This is a genomic window from Streptomyces sp. NPDC025638, assembly GCF_055558775.1.
The window spans coordinates 75,177-90,519 of the sequence record NZ_JBVHLX010000016.1 but is presented as its reverse complement, the minus strand read 5'-3'; the positions used below and the strand labels follow the sequence as shown (position 1 = coordinate 90,519).

The 15,343-nt window shown below is 70.4% G+C and carries 13 protein-coding genes and 1 pseudogene; 10 read left to right on the top strand and 4 right to left on the bottom strand.

Going from position 1 to position 15,343, the window contains the following annotated elements:
- The first annotated feature begins 207 nt into the window (after positions 1–207).
- Complete coding sequence (locus ACZ4EG_RS35000) at positions 208–729, top strand: hypothetical protein (RefSeq protein ID WP_467793472.1); 522 nt, start codon at positions 208–210, stop codon at positions 727–729.
- Here the strand turns inward: ACZ4EG_RS35000 and ACZ4EG_RS34995 are convergent.
- Positions 722–1,885 carry a serine hydrolase domain-containing protein gene (locus ACZ4EG_RS34995; protein ID WP_467793471.1) on the bottom strand — a complete coding sequence of 388 codons (1,164 nt, stop codon included), beginning with the start codon at positions 1,883–1,885 and terminating at the stop codon, positions 722–724. The two genes, ACZ4EG_RS35000 and ACZ4EG_RS34995, sit on opposite strands and share 8 nt — an antisense overlap.
- A gap of 317 nt (positions 1,886–2,202) precedes the next feature.
- Here ACZ4EG_RS34995 and ACZ4EG_RS34990 point away from each other — a divergent pair, with 317 nt between their 5' ends.
- The gene (locus ACZ4EG_RS34990) at positions 2,203–3,873 is read left to right on the top strand and encodes an RNA polymerase sigma factor (RefSeq protein ID WP_467793470.1); all 1,671 of its coding nucleotides are present in this window, start codon (positions 2,203–2,205) and stop codon (positions 3,871–3,873) included.
- On the opposite strand, the gene ACZ4EG_RS34985 is transcribed toward ACZ4EG_RS34990, so the two are convergent.
- Both ACZ4EG_RS34985 and ACZ4EG_RS34980 read right to left on the bottom strand, forming a co-directional pair.
- Entirely contained in the window at positions 3,855–4,568 is a 714-nt protein-coding gene (locus tag ACZ4EG_RS34985) for a glycerophosphodiester phosphodiesterase (protein ID WP_467793469.1), read from the bottom strand. The genes ACZ4EG_RS34990 and ACZ4EG_RS34985 overlap by 19 nt on opposite strands.
- 19 nt (positions 4,569–4,587) lie before the next feature.
- Positions 4,588–5,751 (bottom strand): annotated as a pseudogene (locus ACZ4EG_RS34980) (adenosine deaminase).
- Between the two features lie 32 nt (positions 5,752–5,783).
- Between ACZ4EG_RS34980 and ACZ4EG_RS34975 the strand changes: the two are divergent.
- Positions 5,784–6,782 carry a DUF4190 domain-containing protein gene (locus ACZ4EG_RS34975; protein ID WP_467793468.1) on the top strand — a complete coding sequence of 333 codons (999 nt, stop codon included), beginning with the start codon at positions 5,784–5,786 and terminating at the stop codon, positions 6,780–6,782.
- A gap of 47 nt (positions 6,783–6,829) precedes the next feature.
- Here ACZ4EG_RS34975 and ACZ4EG_RS34970 read toward each other — a convergent pair whose 3' ends face one another.
- The gene (locus tag ACZ4EG_RS34970; RefSeq protein ID WP_467793467.1) at positions 6,830–7,390 is read right to left on the bottom strand and encodes an NADAR family protein; all 561 of its coding nucleotides are present in this window, start codon (positions 7,388–7,390) and stop codon (positions 6,830–6,832) included.
- Positions 7,391–7,599: 209 nt separating this feature from the next.
- Between ACZ4EG_RS34970 and ACZ4EG_RS34965 the strand changes: the two genes are divergently transcribed.
- The 7 genes from ACZ4EG_RS34965 (at position 7,600) to ACZ4EG_RS34935 (ending at position 15,342) form a co-directional block, all read left to right on the top strand.
- Positions 7,600–9,135, top strand: a complete 1,536-nt coding sequence (locus tag ACZ4EG_RS34965) for a gamma-aminobutyraldehyde dehydrogenase (RefSeq protein WP_467793466.1) — start codon at positions 7,600–7,602, stop codon at positions 9,133–9,135.
- Positions 9,136–9,189: 54 nt separating this feature from the next.
- A complete protein-coding gene (locus ACZ4EG_RS34960; protein ID WP_467793465.1) occupies positions 9,190–10,437 on the top strand; it encodes an ABC transporter substrate-binding protein in 1,248 nt (415 codons plus the stop codon).
- Between the two features lie 5 nt (positions 10,438–10,442).
- On the top strand, positions 10,443–11,594 hold the full coding sequence (locus ACZ4EG_RS34955; RefSeq protein WP_453554566.1) for an ABC transporter ATP-binding protein: 1,152 nt from the start codon (positions 10,443–10,445) through the stop codon (positions 11,592–11,594).
- A 1-nt stretch (position 11,595) separates the two neighbouring features.
- A complete protein-coding gene (locus ACZ4EG_RS34950) occupies positions 11,596–12,519 on the top strand; it encodes an ABC transporter permease (RefSeq protein WP_453554423.1) in 924 nt (307 codons plus the stop codon).
- Entirely contained in the window at positions 12,519–13,319 is an 801-nt protein-coding gene (locus ACZ4EG_RS34945; protein WP_263213263.1) for an ABC transporter permease, read from the top strand. The genes ACZ4EG_RS34950 and ACZ4EG_RS34945 overlap by 1 nt, the downstream gene beginning before the upstream one ends.
- Before the next feature lie 29 nt (positions 13,320–13,348).
- Positions 13,349–14,767 carry an NAD(P)/FAD-dependent oxidoreductase gene (locus tag ACZ4EG_RS34940; RefSeq protein ID WP_467793464.1) on the top strand — a complete coding sequence of 473 codons (1,419 nt, stop codon included), beginning with the start codon at positions 13,349–13,351 and terminating at the stop codon, positions 14,765–14,767.
- 122 nt (positions 14,768–14,889) lie between these two features.
- The gene (locus ACZ4EG_RS34935) at positions 14,890–15,342 is read left to right on the top strand and encodes a hypothetical protein (protein WP_467793463.1); all 453 of its coding nucleotides are present in this window, start codon (positions 14,890–14,892) and stop codon (positions 15,340–15,342) included.
- Position 15,343: the final 1 nt, after the last annotated feature.

The window sequence follows — 15,343 nt, the reverse complement described above, 5'->3', positions numbered from 1 at the left end:
CTGCTGCTGTGTCCGCACCGCCGCAACGTAACCGCGGCAGGCACGGCGGGCAGGCCGTCCACAGGTCCCTGATCCTTCTGCCGCCCGGGCCACACCGGGACGTCCGCTCCCGTTCATCTGCCGGTCCGCATCACCGAGCCCGCGACGGACATGACCGCACCCCGAGCCGGTTTTGAACATGTTCAATTCTCGGCGTACGCTCTGGTCATGAGCGACAGGGCCGCCCTGCTCAAGGGCATTCGCGTCTGGCTGGTCTCCTTCGTCGTGTGTCTGGTGCTCAGCGGTGCCACCGCCTTCCCGCTGGTGCACGAACTGCGGTGGACGGAGGACGCCCTGCGGTCCCTGTCCGTGCCGGAGCATCTGCCGGGGCTGATGGACTGGATCTCGCGGGTGAGGCAGGGCCTGGACGCCGCCGACGCCGAGTACCCCTTCGTCCTGTACGGCACGGACTGGCTGGCGTTCGCGCACCTCGTCATCGCCGTCGCATTCTACGGGCCCTACCGCGATCCGGTCCGCAACATCTGGGTGGTCGAGTTCGGGATGATCGCCTGTGCCGGGATCGTCCCGCTCGCACTGATCTGCGGACCGATCCGCCAGATCCCCTTCTGGTGGAGCCTGATCGACATGTCGTTCGGGGTGTTCGGGGTCGTCCCGCTGTACGTCGTACGGAAGAAGATCAAGCGGCTGGAGGCACTGACCCCGGCTCCCGCGACCGCGCTCGCTACTTGAGCGCCGCCAGGGCGATCCGCTGCGCCACCGGGTTCATGTCCTCGCCCTTGTCGTCCGTCGAGCCGACCGAGTAGAGGAGGGTCCGGCTCAGGTCACGGGTCCCGCCGAGCACCGCGCTGTAGCCGTACCGGGCACCGGACTTGAGCCAGTAGACCCGGCCCTGGTACGCGAACCGCTGGAGCCCGGCACTGTAGGTGGCGCCCTTGACGCCCGCCGGGACCGTGAACATCTCCTCCAGCTGCGGTCCGGGCACGATCCGGCCCCGGAAGAGCGAGATGAGCAGGCGTTCCAGGTCCGCCGTCGTGGAGATCATGTCCCCGGCCGCCCACCGGTCCGCCTGGTTCCACTCCGTCACGTCGACGAACTCCGTCGTCCCGTCGGGCCGCTTCACCGCCTGGTAGCCGTGGTTGTGCGGGCCGTGGATACGGGGGTCGGTGCCCGGAAAGTACGTGTCCCGCATCCCGGCGGGGCGCAGCACGAGCCGGGTGGCCTCCGAGGCGTACGAGCGTCCCGTCACCTTCTCGATCAGCAGGCCGAGGATCGTGTAGTTGATGTTGAGGTAGTCCTGCTTCCGGCCGGGGCAGAACTCCGGTCCCTTGGCCACCGCCGACCTCACGACCTGCTCCGGGGTGATCGTGTCGAAGCGGTGCGCGTACTGGTCCTCGAAGGAGTCGCCCCAGCCGTCGCCCGCCCGGATGCCGCTGGTGTGGTTCAGCAGCTGCCGTACCGAGATCGGCTCGAAGTCCCGGGTGAGCAGCCCCGGGAGGTAGTGCTGGATCGGCGTGTCCAGGTCGATCCGGCCCTGCGCGGCGAGTTTGAGAACGGCCGCGGCCGTCACCACCTTTGTCGTCGAGCCGGCGCGGAAGCGGGCGTCGGGGTCCGCCGCCCGGCCGCTCGCCAGGTCGTGCACGCCCGCGCTGCCGCGCCAACTGCCGTCGGTGCCGCCGACCCGGACCAGCGCGACGGTGGCGTCCGCGTCGGGCAGGCCTGCGAGCGCGGCGCGCAGGGCCTCGGCGTCCGGGCCGGCCGTGGCGGATGCCGAGACCGGGGACGTGGTGGCGAAGGCGGGGGCGGCTAAGGCCGGAGCCGCCGTGAGGGAGAGGGTGAGGGCGAGGGAGGAGGCGGCGAGGACGGTGGTGCGGCGACTGACGCGCATCGGGTGCTCCTGAGGAGATCGGGGCCGGGCTGCGAGAAGTTCGTGATCATCCTCCGGTCGTTCGGCGGTGCCCGGATCGTTGGCGCGGAGGGCATGCGGCCCTGGTGCGTCCCCCAGCAAGTCGCCCGTTCCGCAAGGGTGTTGTCCGGGGCGGTCCCCTAGGGGGCCGCGGATTCCGGAGAAAGCGTCGGACGGTGTCGGTGACCGTCGGAGATCGGCGCCGGCGAAAAAGTGTTATTCCGGAGGCACTCGCTCCGTCTCCGCACTGTGATCCCGGACATTGCCAACATGACGTCCCCGGTTGAGAGGGTGCGGGCATGAGGACGGACGTGCACGGGCGGCAGTGGCGCGCCACCATCGAGGCCGCGCAGGCGGGCGACCGGCGGGCGCTGGACGAGCTGGTCGAGGGCTGGCTGCCGCTGGTGTACAACGTCGTCGGCCGCGCCCTGAACGGCCACGCCGATGTCGACGACGTCGTCCAGGAGACCATGATCCGTGCCGTCGGCAACCTCGGCGCGCTCCGCGACCCGGACAGCTTCCGGCCCTGGCTGATGGCCATCGCCATGCGGCAGATACGGGACCGGGCCCGGCGCAGACCGACGCAGCCGCTGGACGAGAGCGTGCCGCAGGACACCACCGACTTCGCCGAACTCACCGTGCTGAGGCTGCAGTTGGACGGCCAGCGGCGCGAGGTCGCGGAGGCGGTGCGCTGGCTGGACGCCGAGGACCGGCAACTGCTGTCGCTGTGGTGGCTGGAGGTCGCGGGCGAGCTGACCCGGCGCGAGCTGGCGGCGGCCGTCGGTATCAGCCGGCAGCACGCGGCCGTACGGGTCCAGCGGATGAAGGAGCGGCTGGAGACCTCGCGCGGCATCGTGCGCGCGCTCGACGGGGCGTGCCCCGAACTGCGGGAGCTGACCGTCCGCTGGGACGGGCGTCCCGACTCGGTCTGGCGCAAGCGGCTGGCCCGGCACATCAGGGGCTGCGGCTACTGCGGCGACACACGCGAGTCCGTCGTACCGGCGGAGCGCCTCCTGGCCGGCATCGCCCTCGTGCCGGTCCCGGTGGGGTTCACGCTGTCGCTGGCCCTCGGCGGCAAGACGGCGGTCGCCGCCACCTCCGCGGGCTGGTCCGCCAAGGTCCTGGGCGCCCTGACCAAGCCCGCCGTGGCGGTGACGGCGGGCGCGACGATCGTCGCGGGGGGCGCCTACGTCGTCGTACAGACCCCGGACGACCCGCCGCCGCGCGTGGCCGTCACCCCCACGGCCGCCGTCACCGGCGCACCACCCGCCCGCACCCGCCCGCCCTCGCCCACCTCGTCGGCCTCACCCTCTCCTTCGCAGCGGACCGCGAAGGCCGAGCTCTACGGCTCGGTCGTCGACGCCGTCGATACGGCCCCCGACCCGAACGCGCGGCCCGCCGCCCTGCCGCGCCGCCCCGAGACCGGGATCAGCAGCACCGGCGGGGCCAAGGCCGTCATGCAGCACCGCGGGGAGCACGTGACGCTCAGCGGTAGGGGATACGTCCTGGTCCGCTGGCAGATATCACCGAAGTACCGGCCCGGAGCACTGGTCATGCCGGCCTGGACCGGACTGGAGGGCAGGCTGTTCCATGTCGCGTCGGGCGGCGGGCGCCGGATGGACGACGCGCTCGCGGGCAGCCCCGACGGCTACGCGACCGGCATGGGCGGCCCGGCCATCGGCTACGCCGTGCTGCCCGACGGCACCCAGCAGATGTGGCAGAACGAGTACTTCTACCTCGACGGCACGGTCACCCTCACCCAGAACGAACGGGGCTGCGACTACGGCATCATCGTCTTCCCGTCGACCTGGGACGCGGTGAACCAGGACATCGACACCGGGCCCGCCCAGGGAGCGATCCGCTACGGCCTGGTGCGCGACGACGGCAAGGACTCGGCACCCGTACCGCAGTACGTCGCCCGGACGACCCCGGCCGACGCGGCGACGGTCGCTCAGCGCTCGCGCGTGTAACCCTCGCCCTCGCCGACGTCGCGCAGTGCGCACAGGGTGCCGATGCGGTTCGTGGTGATCGAGTCGACGCCCAGGTCGACCAGGCGGCGCATGGAGCGGCGGGTGTCGGGGGTCCAGACGGACAGGAGGTGGCCGCCGCGGTGGACGCGGGCGGTGAGGTCGTGGTCCACCAGCGCGAAGCGGTAGTTGAGCCAGCGCGGGCGCACCGTGTCCAGCAGCGCCGGACGCGGCGGCGCGAGGCTCGTCCAGGTCAGGGCGATCTCGGCGGACGGGTCGGCGGCGCGCACCGCGAGCATCGCCTCGGCGTCCGCGCAGTAGTAGGCGCGGTCCTGCGCCCCGCACTGGCGGACGACGTCCAGGACGGCGCGTGCGGTCCTGCGGTCGACCCGCCCCGGCAGGTCGACCAGCACCCGGCTGCCGTCCGTCGCGGCCAGCGCGTCCGCCAGCGTCGGCACCCCGCCCGCCGTGAGCCCGCGCACCTCGTCCGCGGACAGCGACCGCAGCGGCCGGTCGTGCTCCCACAGCCGCTTCAGCGTCTCGTCGTGCAGCAGCACGGGTACGTCGTCGCGGGTGAGCCGTACGTCGAACTCGACCGCGTCCGCGCCCTGCTGGAGCGCGGAACGCAGCGAGTCGAGCGTGTTCTCGCGGAAACGGTAGGGGTCGCCGCGGTGGGCCACGGCGGTCAGGATCTGCATGGGCTCATTGTGCTGCGCGTCAGGGCGCGAGCCACGCAGAGGTGTACGTGTCGATCTCCTCCGCGATCCGGGCCTTGCCGGCCGTGTCCAGGAAGGAGGCCTCGACCGCGTTCTTCGCCAGGCCGGCCAGGCCCTGCTCGTCGAGCTTGAGCAGCCGGGCGGCCACCACGTACTCGTTGTTCAGGTCGGTGCCGAACATCGGCGGGTCGTCGGAATTGATCGTCACCAGGACCCCGGCCCGGCTGAACTCCTTGATCGGGTGCTCGTCGAGCGTGCGGACCGCGCGGGTGGCGATGTTGGAGGTCGGGCAGACCTCCAGGGCGATGCGGTGCTCGGCGAGGTGGGCGAGCAGCTTGGGGTCCTGTGCCGAACTGGTGCCGTGCCCGATGCGCTCGGCGCCCAGTTCCCGCAGGGCGTCCCAGACCGTCTCGGGCCCCGTCGTCTCGCCGGCGTGCGGCACGGACCGCAGCCCGGCGGCGATGGCGCGGTCGAAGTACGGCTTGAACTGCGGCCTCGGTACGCCGATCTCCGGCCCGCCGAGCCCGAAGGACACCAGTCCCTCGGGGCGGATCCGGTCGTCGGTGGCGAGCCGTGCCGTCTCCTCGGCGGCCTCCAGACCCGCCTCGCCGGGGATGTCGAAGCACCACCGCAGCACGGTCCCGAACTCGGCCTCGGCCGCCTTCCGGGCGTCCTCGATCGCGTCCATGAAGGCGCGCTCGTCGATGCCGCGCCGGGTCGAGGAGAACGGCGTGATGGTCAGCTCGGCGTAGCGCACCTGCTGCCGGGCCAGGTCGCGAGCCACCTCGTAGGTCAGCAGACGTACGTCCTCCGGAGTGCGGATGAGGTCGACGACGGACAGATATACGTCGATGAAGTGGGCGAAGTCCGTGAAGGTGAAGTAGTCGGCCAGGGCCTCGGGGTCGGTGGGGACCTTGGAGTCGGGGTGGCGGGCGGCCAGCTCCGAGACGATGCGCGGGGAGGCGGAGCCGACGTGGTGGACGTGCAGTTCGGCCTTGGGCAGTCCGGCGATGAAGGCGTGCGGATCGCGGGCGGCGGTGTCGGTCAAGGGTCCCTCCCCGGGAACGGTGCCGGCGGACCGTGGTCCGGGCGCGGGTGATCGGCTGATCGGTGATCCGGGGTCATCGTAGGCCGGGCCCGAGAGCGGCAGTGTGCCCCGTAGCATGACGGGACGCAGAGCAGAGGGGATCCCAGGCAATGGCCGACGAGGTGCCGCAGTCACCGGAGAACACCGCCGAGAACCGGTCGACTCCTCGGGACGACACCTCGCACGACTCGGGCTCCCCGGGTTCGCACGGCGGTGACTCCCCGGGTTCCTGTGCGCCGCCCGCCGACCGGGGACCTGCTGACGCGGACCCCTCGTCCGGGACGCCCGGATCGCCCGCGTGGGGTGCGGCCCCCGGGGTGCCCCTGGACAAGCGCGCGAGCGGGACCGGGGCCGAACACCCCGTGCCACCGGCGGCGCACCGGCCCGACCCCAACCCCTGGGCGCCCCCGGCCGACGACACCCCGGCGGCCCGCCCCGGCCCCGGTGACACGGTGTTCTCCGGCGGGACCGGGACCGGGACCGGGACCCCGCCTCCGCCCTCCGTCCACGACCAGCAGACGATCGCGTCCTTCCCGAACGAGGCCGCACCCCCGGCCTGGGCCAACCCCTTCGCGTCCCCAACGCCCCCGGCACCGAGCCCGTTCGCCCCGCCGGGCCCCGCGTCCCCGGCCGGGAACCCCTTCGCCCCGCCGGCCCCCGCCTCCGCCGCGGGAAACCCCTTCGCCCCGCCCGCGGCGGCAGGACCTCACCCCCAGGACGCCCTCGTTCCGCCGCCGCCCATAGCCCCCGACGGCCCGGGTCAGGTGCCGTACGGCTACCCGGGCGGGCCCGCCGGGTACGGCTATCCGGCGCCGCACGGCGCCCCGGCCGGCTACTACGGCTGGCCGGGCATGCACCCCATGCCGAGCAACGGCATGGGTACGGCCGGGCTGGTGCTGGGCATTCTGGCGGCCATCACCTTCTGCCTGTGGCCGCTGGCCCTCGTGCTGGGCGTGCTGGGCGTGATCTTCGGCGGGATAGGCCGTGGCAAGGCCCGCCGCGGCGAGGCCACGAACCCGGGTCAGTCCCTGGCCGGCATCATCTGCGGCTCCGCGGGCATCGTCCTCGCCCTGGTGATGGTCGCGTTCGAGATCGCGAACGCCACCTGACCCTCGCAGAGAGCCGACAAGCGCCGGCAACGCCCGTAGGGGAGACCTCAGGCGCCCCCGGCGATCCGCTCCCGCGCCTCCATCAACGCGAACCCCAGCAGGTTCGGACCCCGCCACCGCTCCGGGTGCATGGCCGCCTCGTCGTCCGCCGCGAGCCCGATGCCCCACACACGGTCCACGGGGCTCGCCTCCACCAGCACGCGGCTGCCCGTGCCCAGCAGGAACGCGCGCAGGTCGGCGTGCGTGGTGAACTTGTGGACGCTGCCCTCCACGACAATCCGGAAGCGCTCCCGCTCCCATATCGCCTCGTCGAAGCCGCGCACCAGCCGTCCGGCCTTCTTGGCCTCGGAGGGATGGCCTGCCGCCAGAATCCGTCGCTCCGCCTCCGCGTCCCCGAAGAGCCGCGCCTTGCCCGCCATCATCCAGTGCTCGGCCGTCGCGTAGGCGACGTCGTCGACCACGAACGGTGACGGCCACCACTGACTGAGACAGCTCGCCCCGATCTGCCCGTCGGGGCGCGGCCGGTGCCCCCAGAAGTGCAGGTATCTGATGCGCGTGCCTGCGCGAACTTCCCTGGTCAGGGATTCCAAACTGGCGATCTTCCCCATGCATGCGAGTGTGGCACGCACCACTGACACTCCGTCCTGCCTTTTCCGTGCCGACTCGACACCTGGTCGACAGATTCCGTCGCGTAACCAAAAGGCAACAACGGAATCACTTGTTGGACTCCCCTTGCTCTGTCAGGATCGGCACTCAAATCGAGCTGGAGCTACGCCACCCGCCCCCCTGGGGCGGGACGACGGCGGAGGAGAGCGACATGGACAACCCGGGCACCGCGACCCCGGAACGATTCCCGGCGCAGGAGCGCCTCGCGGACGGTGCACAGTTCATTGCCGGACGCCTGACCAAGGGCACGTCCGGCCGCCGCCACGCCGTGGTCGACCCCGCCACCGGCGAGGAGGTGTACACCTACGACCTGGCCGGGACCGACGACGTGGACGCCGCGGTCGCCGCGGCCCGTGCCGCCTTCCCGGGCTGGGCCGGCCTCACCCCTGGCGAGCGCTCCGACGCGCTGCACCGCTTCGCCGCCGTGCTCGCCGACCGCGCCGAGGAATTCGCCCGCGCCGAGTCCCTGCAGTGCGGCAAGCCGCTCAAGCTGACCCGGGAGTTCGACGTCCCGGGCACGATCGACAACATCGCGTTCTTCGCGGGCGCGGCCCGGCATCTGCAGGGGCAGTCCGCCGGTGAGTACTCGGGTGACCACACGTCGTACATCCGCCGTGAGCCCATCGGGGTCGTCGGCTCCATCGCGCCCTGGAACTACCCGCTCCAGATGGCCGCCTGGAAGATCCTCCCGGCGATCGCCGCGGGCAACACCATCGTGCTCAAGCCCGCCGAGCTCACGCCGCTGACCTCGCTGCTGTTCGCCCAGGCGGCCACGGACGCCGGGATCCCCGACGGTGTCGTCAACATCGTGACCGGCACGGGCAAGGAGGCAGGTGAGCACCTCGTCGGCCACCCCGACGTGGCCATGACCTCCTTCACCGGCTCCACCGGCGTCGGCAAGCGCGTCGCCGAGATCGCCACCGCCACCGTCAAGCGCATCCACCTGGAGCTCGGCGGCAAGGCCCCCTTCGTCGTCTTCGACGACGCGGACCTGGAGGCGGCCGTCAACGGCGCGGTGGCCGGTGCGCTCATCAACACCGGGCAGGACTGCACGGCCGCCACGCGCGCGTACGTGCAGCGGCCGCTGTACGACGCGTTCGTCGAGAAGACCGCGGAACTGATGGAGAGCGTCCGGCTCGGCGACCCGTTCGCGGCCGGCACCGATCTCGGCCCGCTCATCTCGCACGTCCAGCGCGACCGCGTGGCCGCCTTCGTCGACCGGGCGCGTGCCTACGCGCGCGTGGTGACCGGCGGCGAGGCTCCCCAGGCGGAGCTCAAGAACGGCGCGTACTATCGGCCGACCCTCGTCGCCGATGCGCCCCAGGACAGCGAGATCGTCCAGTCCGAGATCTTCGGTCCGGTGCTGGTCGTTCTGCCGTTCGACAGTGATGATGAGGGCATCCGGCTGGCCAACGACACCCCCTACGGGCTCGCCGCCTCGGCATGGAGCCGGGACGTCTTTCGGGCGAATCGCGCCACCCGCGAGATCAAGGCGGGGTGTGTATGGGTCAACGACCACATTCCGATCATCAGTGAGATGCCGCACGGCGGCTATAAGCAGTCCGGCTTCGGCAAGGACATGTCGACGTACTCGTTCGAGGAGTACACGCAGGTCAAGCACGTTATGTTCGACAATACGGCGGTAGTCCGCAAGGACTGGCACCGCACGATCTTCGGGGACCGCTAGCGACAACAGGCCGCACGACCGGCGGCCGCCACCTCCCGAAAGGGCACCAAGCGCATGGAGCAGTACGAGCCCGACCGCCTGACCGCGGCCCAAGCGGCCGCCATGCGGCGCAGCCTCCGCAATGGCAGGGCGGCCATGACCCGCCGATCGTTGTTGCGCGCCTCCGCAGGGGGCGCGCTGACAGTCGGCGGACTCGGGGCGCTGAGCGCCTGCGGTATCCCCGCGGCCGGCAAGACCCAGGGCGGCACGTCCGCCGAGGACCACTCGAAGCAGGAGAAGGTCGTCAACTTCTCCAACTGGACCGAGTACATCGACCTCGACGACAGCGGCAAGCACCACCCGACGCTGGAGACGTTCGCCAAGCGGACCGGCATACAGGTCAAGTACACCGAGGACATCAACGACAACAACGAGTTCTTCGCCAAGATCAAGCCGCAGCTCGCCGCGGGTCAGGACACCGGTCGCGACATCGTCGTCCTCACCGACTGGCTGGCCGCCCGGATGATCCGCCTGGGCTGGGTCCAGAAACTGGACCCGTCCAACCTGCCGCACGCCTACACCAACCTGTCGGCGCAGTTCCGCAACCCGGACTGGGACCCGGGCCGCGCCTACTCGTACCCGTGGCAGGGCATTTCGACCGTCATCGCCTACAACAAGAAGGCGCTCGACGGCATCGAGGTGAAGTCGATCTCGGACCTGCTCGACAACCCCAAGCTCAAGGGCCGCGTCGGCTTCCTGTCCGAGATGCGCGACAGCATCGGCATGACGCTGCTCGACATGGGCAAGGACCCGGCGAAGTTCACCGACGACGACTTCGACGCCGTGATCGCCCGGCTGCAGAAGGCCGTCGACAAGGGCCAGATCCGCCGCTTCACCGGCAACGACTACACGTCCGACCTGACCAAGGGCGACCTCGCGGCCTGTGTCGCCTGGGCCGGCGACGTCGTCCAGCTGAAGTCGGACAGCCCGGACGTCGACTTCGTCATCCCCCACAGCGGCTACATGACGTCGACCGACAACCTGCTGATCCCCAACAAGGCGCGCCACAAGACGAACGCCGAGCGGCTCATCGACTTCTATTACGAGCCCGAGCAGGCCGCCGCACTCGCCGCCTACATCAACTACGTGACTCCGGTCGACGGCGTGAAGCCCTACCTCGCGAAGATCGACGAGGACGCGGCGAAGAACCCGCTGATCATTCCAGACAAGGCCATGGCCGCCAAGTCCCACGCCTTCCGCTCGCTGAGCCAGAAGGAAGAGACGGCCTACGAAGAGAAGTTCGCGAAGCTCACAGGGGCGTGACGATGATGACGACAGACACCAGCGGCGACGTCCGCCTCACCGGGATCAGCAAGACCTACGGCTCCTTCACCGCCGTACACCCGCTCGACCTGACCGTGCCGCAGGGCTCCTTCTTTGCCCTGCTCGGCGCCTCGGGCTGCGGCAAGACCACCACCCTGCGCATGATCGCCGGCCTGGAGGAGCCATCCTCCGGCACCGTGCACCTCGGCGAGCAGGAGGTGACGCACCTGCCGCCGTACAAGCGGCCGGTGAACACCGTCTTTCAGTCGTACGCGCTCTTCCCACACCTGGACATCTTCGAGAACGTCGCCTTCGGCCTGCGCCGGCGCGGGATCAAGAGCATCAAGAAGCAGGTCGAGGAGATGCTCGACCTGGTCCAGCTCGGCGAGCAGGCGCGCAAGAAGCCGCACCAGCTCTCCGGCGGTCAGCAGCAGCGCGTCGCGGTCGCCCGCGCGCTGATCAACCACCCCAAGGTGCTGCTCCTGGACGAGCCCCTCGGCGCCCTCGACCTCAAGCTGCGCCGCCAGATGCAGCTGGAGCTCAAGCGCATCCAGACCGAGGTCGGCATCACCTTCATCCATGTCACGCACGACCAGGAGGAGGCCATGACCATGGCCGACACGGTCGCCGTGATGAACGCGGGCCGGGTCGAGCAACTCGGCGCGCCCACCGATCTGTACGAGAACCCGCAGACCACATTCGTCGCCAACTTCCTCGGCACCTCCAACCTCATCGAGGCCGAGGTCGACGGCAAGAACGGCGGGGACATCGTCCTCAAGGCGGGCGGCGGCAAGCTGGTGCTGCCCGAGGCGCGCTGTTCCGCCCCGGCGCGCACCGGCGGCAAGGTGCTCGTCGGCGTCCGCCCGGAGAAGATCTCCCTCACGCACGCCGACGACGCGGGCTCGATCCCCGAGGGCCGCAACCGCATCAGCGGCAAGATCGCCGACTCCAGCTTCATCGGCGTCTCCACGCAGTACGTCATCGACAGCGCCGTCTGCCCCGAGTTCGAGGTCTACGCCCAGAACATCGAGCGCGACGCCCGTCTGGTGCCGGGAGCCGACGTGGTCCTGCACTGGAGCCCCGCCCACACCTTCGGTCTGGACGCGGACCAGGACATCGACGCGGGCGTGGAGACGGTCGACGAGGAGGCCGCCTGAGATGGCCGCTGTCACCGAGGCGCCACCCCTGACGCCGACCCCCGAGAAGAAGCCCCCGCGCAAGCGCGGCAAGTGGACCCCCTACTGGCTGCTGCTGCCCGGCATCCTCTGGCTGATCATCTTCTTCGCGCTGCCGATGCTCTACCAGGCCTCCACGTCCGTGCAGACGGGCTCCCTGGAGGAGGGCTACAAGGTCACCTGGCACTTCGTGACCTACTGGGACGCGCTGGCCGAGTACTGGCCGCAGTTCCTGCGCTCGGTCTTCTACGCCGCCGCCGCGACCGTCCTGTGCCTGCTGCTCGGCTACCCGCTGGCGTATCTGATCGCCTTCCGTGCGGGCCGCTGGCGGAACCTGATCATGATCCTGGTGATCGCCCCGTTCTTCACCAGCTTCCTGATCCGCACCCTGGCCTGGAAGACGATCCTCGCGGACAACGGCCCGGTCGTCGGCGCCCTCAACACGCTGCACGTCCTGGACGTCACCAACTGGCTCGGCTGGACCGCGGGCGACCGCGTCCTGGCGACTCCACTCGCCGTGGTGTGCGGTCTGACGTACAACTTCCTGCCGTTCATGATCCTGCCGCTCTACACCTCGCTCGAGCGCATCGACGGCCGGCTGCACGAGGCCGCGGGCGATCTCTACGCCAAGCCCTGGACGACCTTCCGCAAGGTCACCTTCCCGCTGTCGATGCCCGGTGTGGTCTCCGGAACGCTGCTGACGTTCATCCCGGCGGCCGGCGACTACGTCAACGCCGAACTCCTCGGCTCCACCGACACCCGAATGATCGGCAACGTCATCCAGACGCAGTTCCTGCGCATTCTGGACTATCCGACGGCCGCCGCCCTCTCCTTCATCCTCATGGCCGCGATTCTGCTCATGGTCACGATCTACATTCGCCGGTCCGGGACGGAGGATCTGGTCTGATGCCCTTCGTCAACTGGCTCAAGCGCCATCTCGTCGTCATCGCGGGACTTTTGACGCTCGCCTATCTGCTGCTGCCCAATGTCGTCGTCACGGTGTTCTCCTTCAACAAACCGAAGGGGCGCTTCAACTACGAATGGCAGCAGTTCTCCACGGACGCCTGGAAGGACCCGTGCGGCGTCGCCGACATGTGCGGCTCGCTGTCCCTCAGCCTCCAGATCGCCCTGTGGGCGACGATCGGCGCCACGCTCCTCGGCACGATGATCGCCTTCGCCCTGGTCCGCTACCGCTTCCGCGCACGCGGCGCGGTGAACTCGCTGATCTTCCTGCCCATGGCCATGCCCGAGGTCGTCATGGCCGCCTCGCTGCTCACCCTGTTCCTCAACATGGGCGCCCAGCTGGGCTTCTGGACGATCCTGATCGCGCACATCATGTTCTGCCTCAGCTTCGTCGTCACCGCGGTCAAGGCGCGCGTGATGTCGATGGACCCGCGCCTGGAGCAGGCGGCACAGGACCTGTACGCCGGTCCCGCGCAGACCTTCCTGAGGGTCACCCTGCCGATCGCGGCCCCCGGAATCGCCGCGGGCGCGCTGCTCTCCTTCGCGCTCTCCTTCGACGATTTCATCATCACCAATTTCAACGCGGGCTCGACCGTCACCTTCCCCATGTTCGTGTGGGGCTCGGCGCAGCGCGGCACGCCCGTTCAGATCAATGTCATCGGTACGGCCATGTTCCTGGTCGCCGTACTGCTCGTGCTGTCCTCGATGGTCGTCACGAATCGCCGCAACAAGCAAAAGGCATGACCGGAAGAACTCTGTAGGGAGTTGAAATCATGGCCCCAAGCGCCATGACCCGTTGGACCAAGTCTCTTTCCGAAGCACAGCCGGTCCCGTACTGGCTCGAAGACTCCGGCAAGCCCCACCCCGAGGCCGCCCTCACCGGCGCCGAGACCTGCGACCTGCTGGTCGTCGGCGGCGGCTACAGCGGACTGTGGACCGCGCTCAACGCCAAGGAGCGCGACCCGCAGCGGGACGTGGTGCTGCTGGAGGGCCGTGAGGTGGGCTGGGCCGCCTCGGGCCGCAACGGCGGCTTCTGCGCCGCCTCCCTCACCCATGGACTGCCCAACGGTCTCGCCCGCTGGCCGGACGAGATCCACACCCTCCGGGAGCTGGGCGAGCGCAACCTCGACGAGATCGAGAAGGCGGTCGCCCGGCACTCCCTCGACTGCGAATTCGAGCGTACCGGCGAGATCGACGTCGCCACCGAGACCTACCAGGCGCGGGAACTGCGCGACTGGCACCGGGAGCTGGAGGACAAGGGCCTGGCCGACGGCATCGAGTTCCTGGACGCGGACGCCGTGCGCGAGCAGGTGAACTCGCCGACCTTCGAGGCGGGGCTGTGGGACCGCCGGGGCGTGGCCATGCTCCACCCGGCCAAGCTCGCCTGGGGCCTGAAGCGCGCCTGCCTCCAACTGGGCGTGCGCGTCCACGAGCACACGCCCGCCCTGGACCTGAAGCCGTACGGCGCGGGCATGGCCGTACGCACCCCGTACGGCTCGGTGCGCGCCCGCCGGGTCGCGCTGGGCACCAACGTCTTCCCGAGCCTGCTCAAGCGGGTCCGGGCCTACACCGTGCCGGTCTACGACTACGCCCTGATGACCGAGCCGCTCACCGAGCGGCAGCTCGCCGAGATCGGCTGGCGGGGCCGCCAGGGCCTCGGGGACAGCGCCAACCAGTTCCACTACTTCCGGCTGTCGGCCGACAACCGGATCCTGTGGGGCGGGTACGACGCGATCTACCCCTACGGCGGCCGCGTTCGTGCCGAGTACGACGACCGCCCCGAGACCTACGCCAAGCTCGCCGGGCACTTCTTCACCTGCTTCCCGCAGCTGGAGGGCGTCCGCTTCACGCACGCGTGGGGCGGCGCGATCGACACCTGCTCACGCTTCTCGGCGTTCTTCGGCACCGCCCACCAGGGCAAGGTGGCGTACGCGGCGGGCTACACGGGCCTCGGCGTGGGTGCCACCCGGTTCGGCGCCGATGTGATGCTGGACCTGCTGGCGGGCGAGGACACCGAGCGCACGCGCCTGGAGATGGTCCGCAAGAAGCCGCTGCCCTTCCCGCCCGAGCCCTTCGCCTGGACCGGCATCGCCCTCACCAAGTGGTCGCTGGCCCGTGCGGACGAGCACGGCGGGCGGCGCAACCTGTGGCTGCGGACGATGGACCGGCTGGGGCTGGGCTTCGACAGCTGAGCCCTGCCGGGCGAGGATCCGGTTCACTCCAAGGAGGGACCGCAACCCGCGTAATGCCTGCTGAGGACCTCCCTCTCTCCTGCTGACGCGACCGCGTCGACGGGAGGCAGGGAGGTCTTCTCATGGCTGGAGCGAAGTCGGCGGTCGAGTGGCTGGCATCGGTCGCGCCGGATCCCGAGGCCTGCCGCTGGGAGTGGGAACGCAACCCTCGGGGTGTCACGCTTCTTCCGGCAGGCAAGGCGTGGGACGTGCTCGTCGTGCCGGGCGCGCTCGGCCGCCCGACGCTCGACGTACTCATCCGCATACTCGACCGGCCCGGCCCGGTGCTGGTCGACCTCGCCGACGAGCGAATGGGCTTCTTCGTACCGCCGGGCACGGCCGAATGCTGGCTCGGCACAGGCATCCGCACGGTCGGCGCGGGCACCTGGATCACCGTCCCGTACCCCACCCGGCCGACCGGCGCGCTCCGCTGGCTGCTCCCCCCGGACGGCTCCGGCACGCTCACCGATCCGGCGCTGCTGGAACTGGCACTGCACGAGGCGGCGGCACGCCTGGCGACGGATGAGGGCGGGTAGC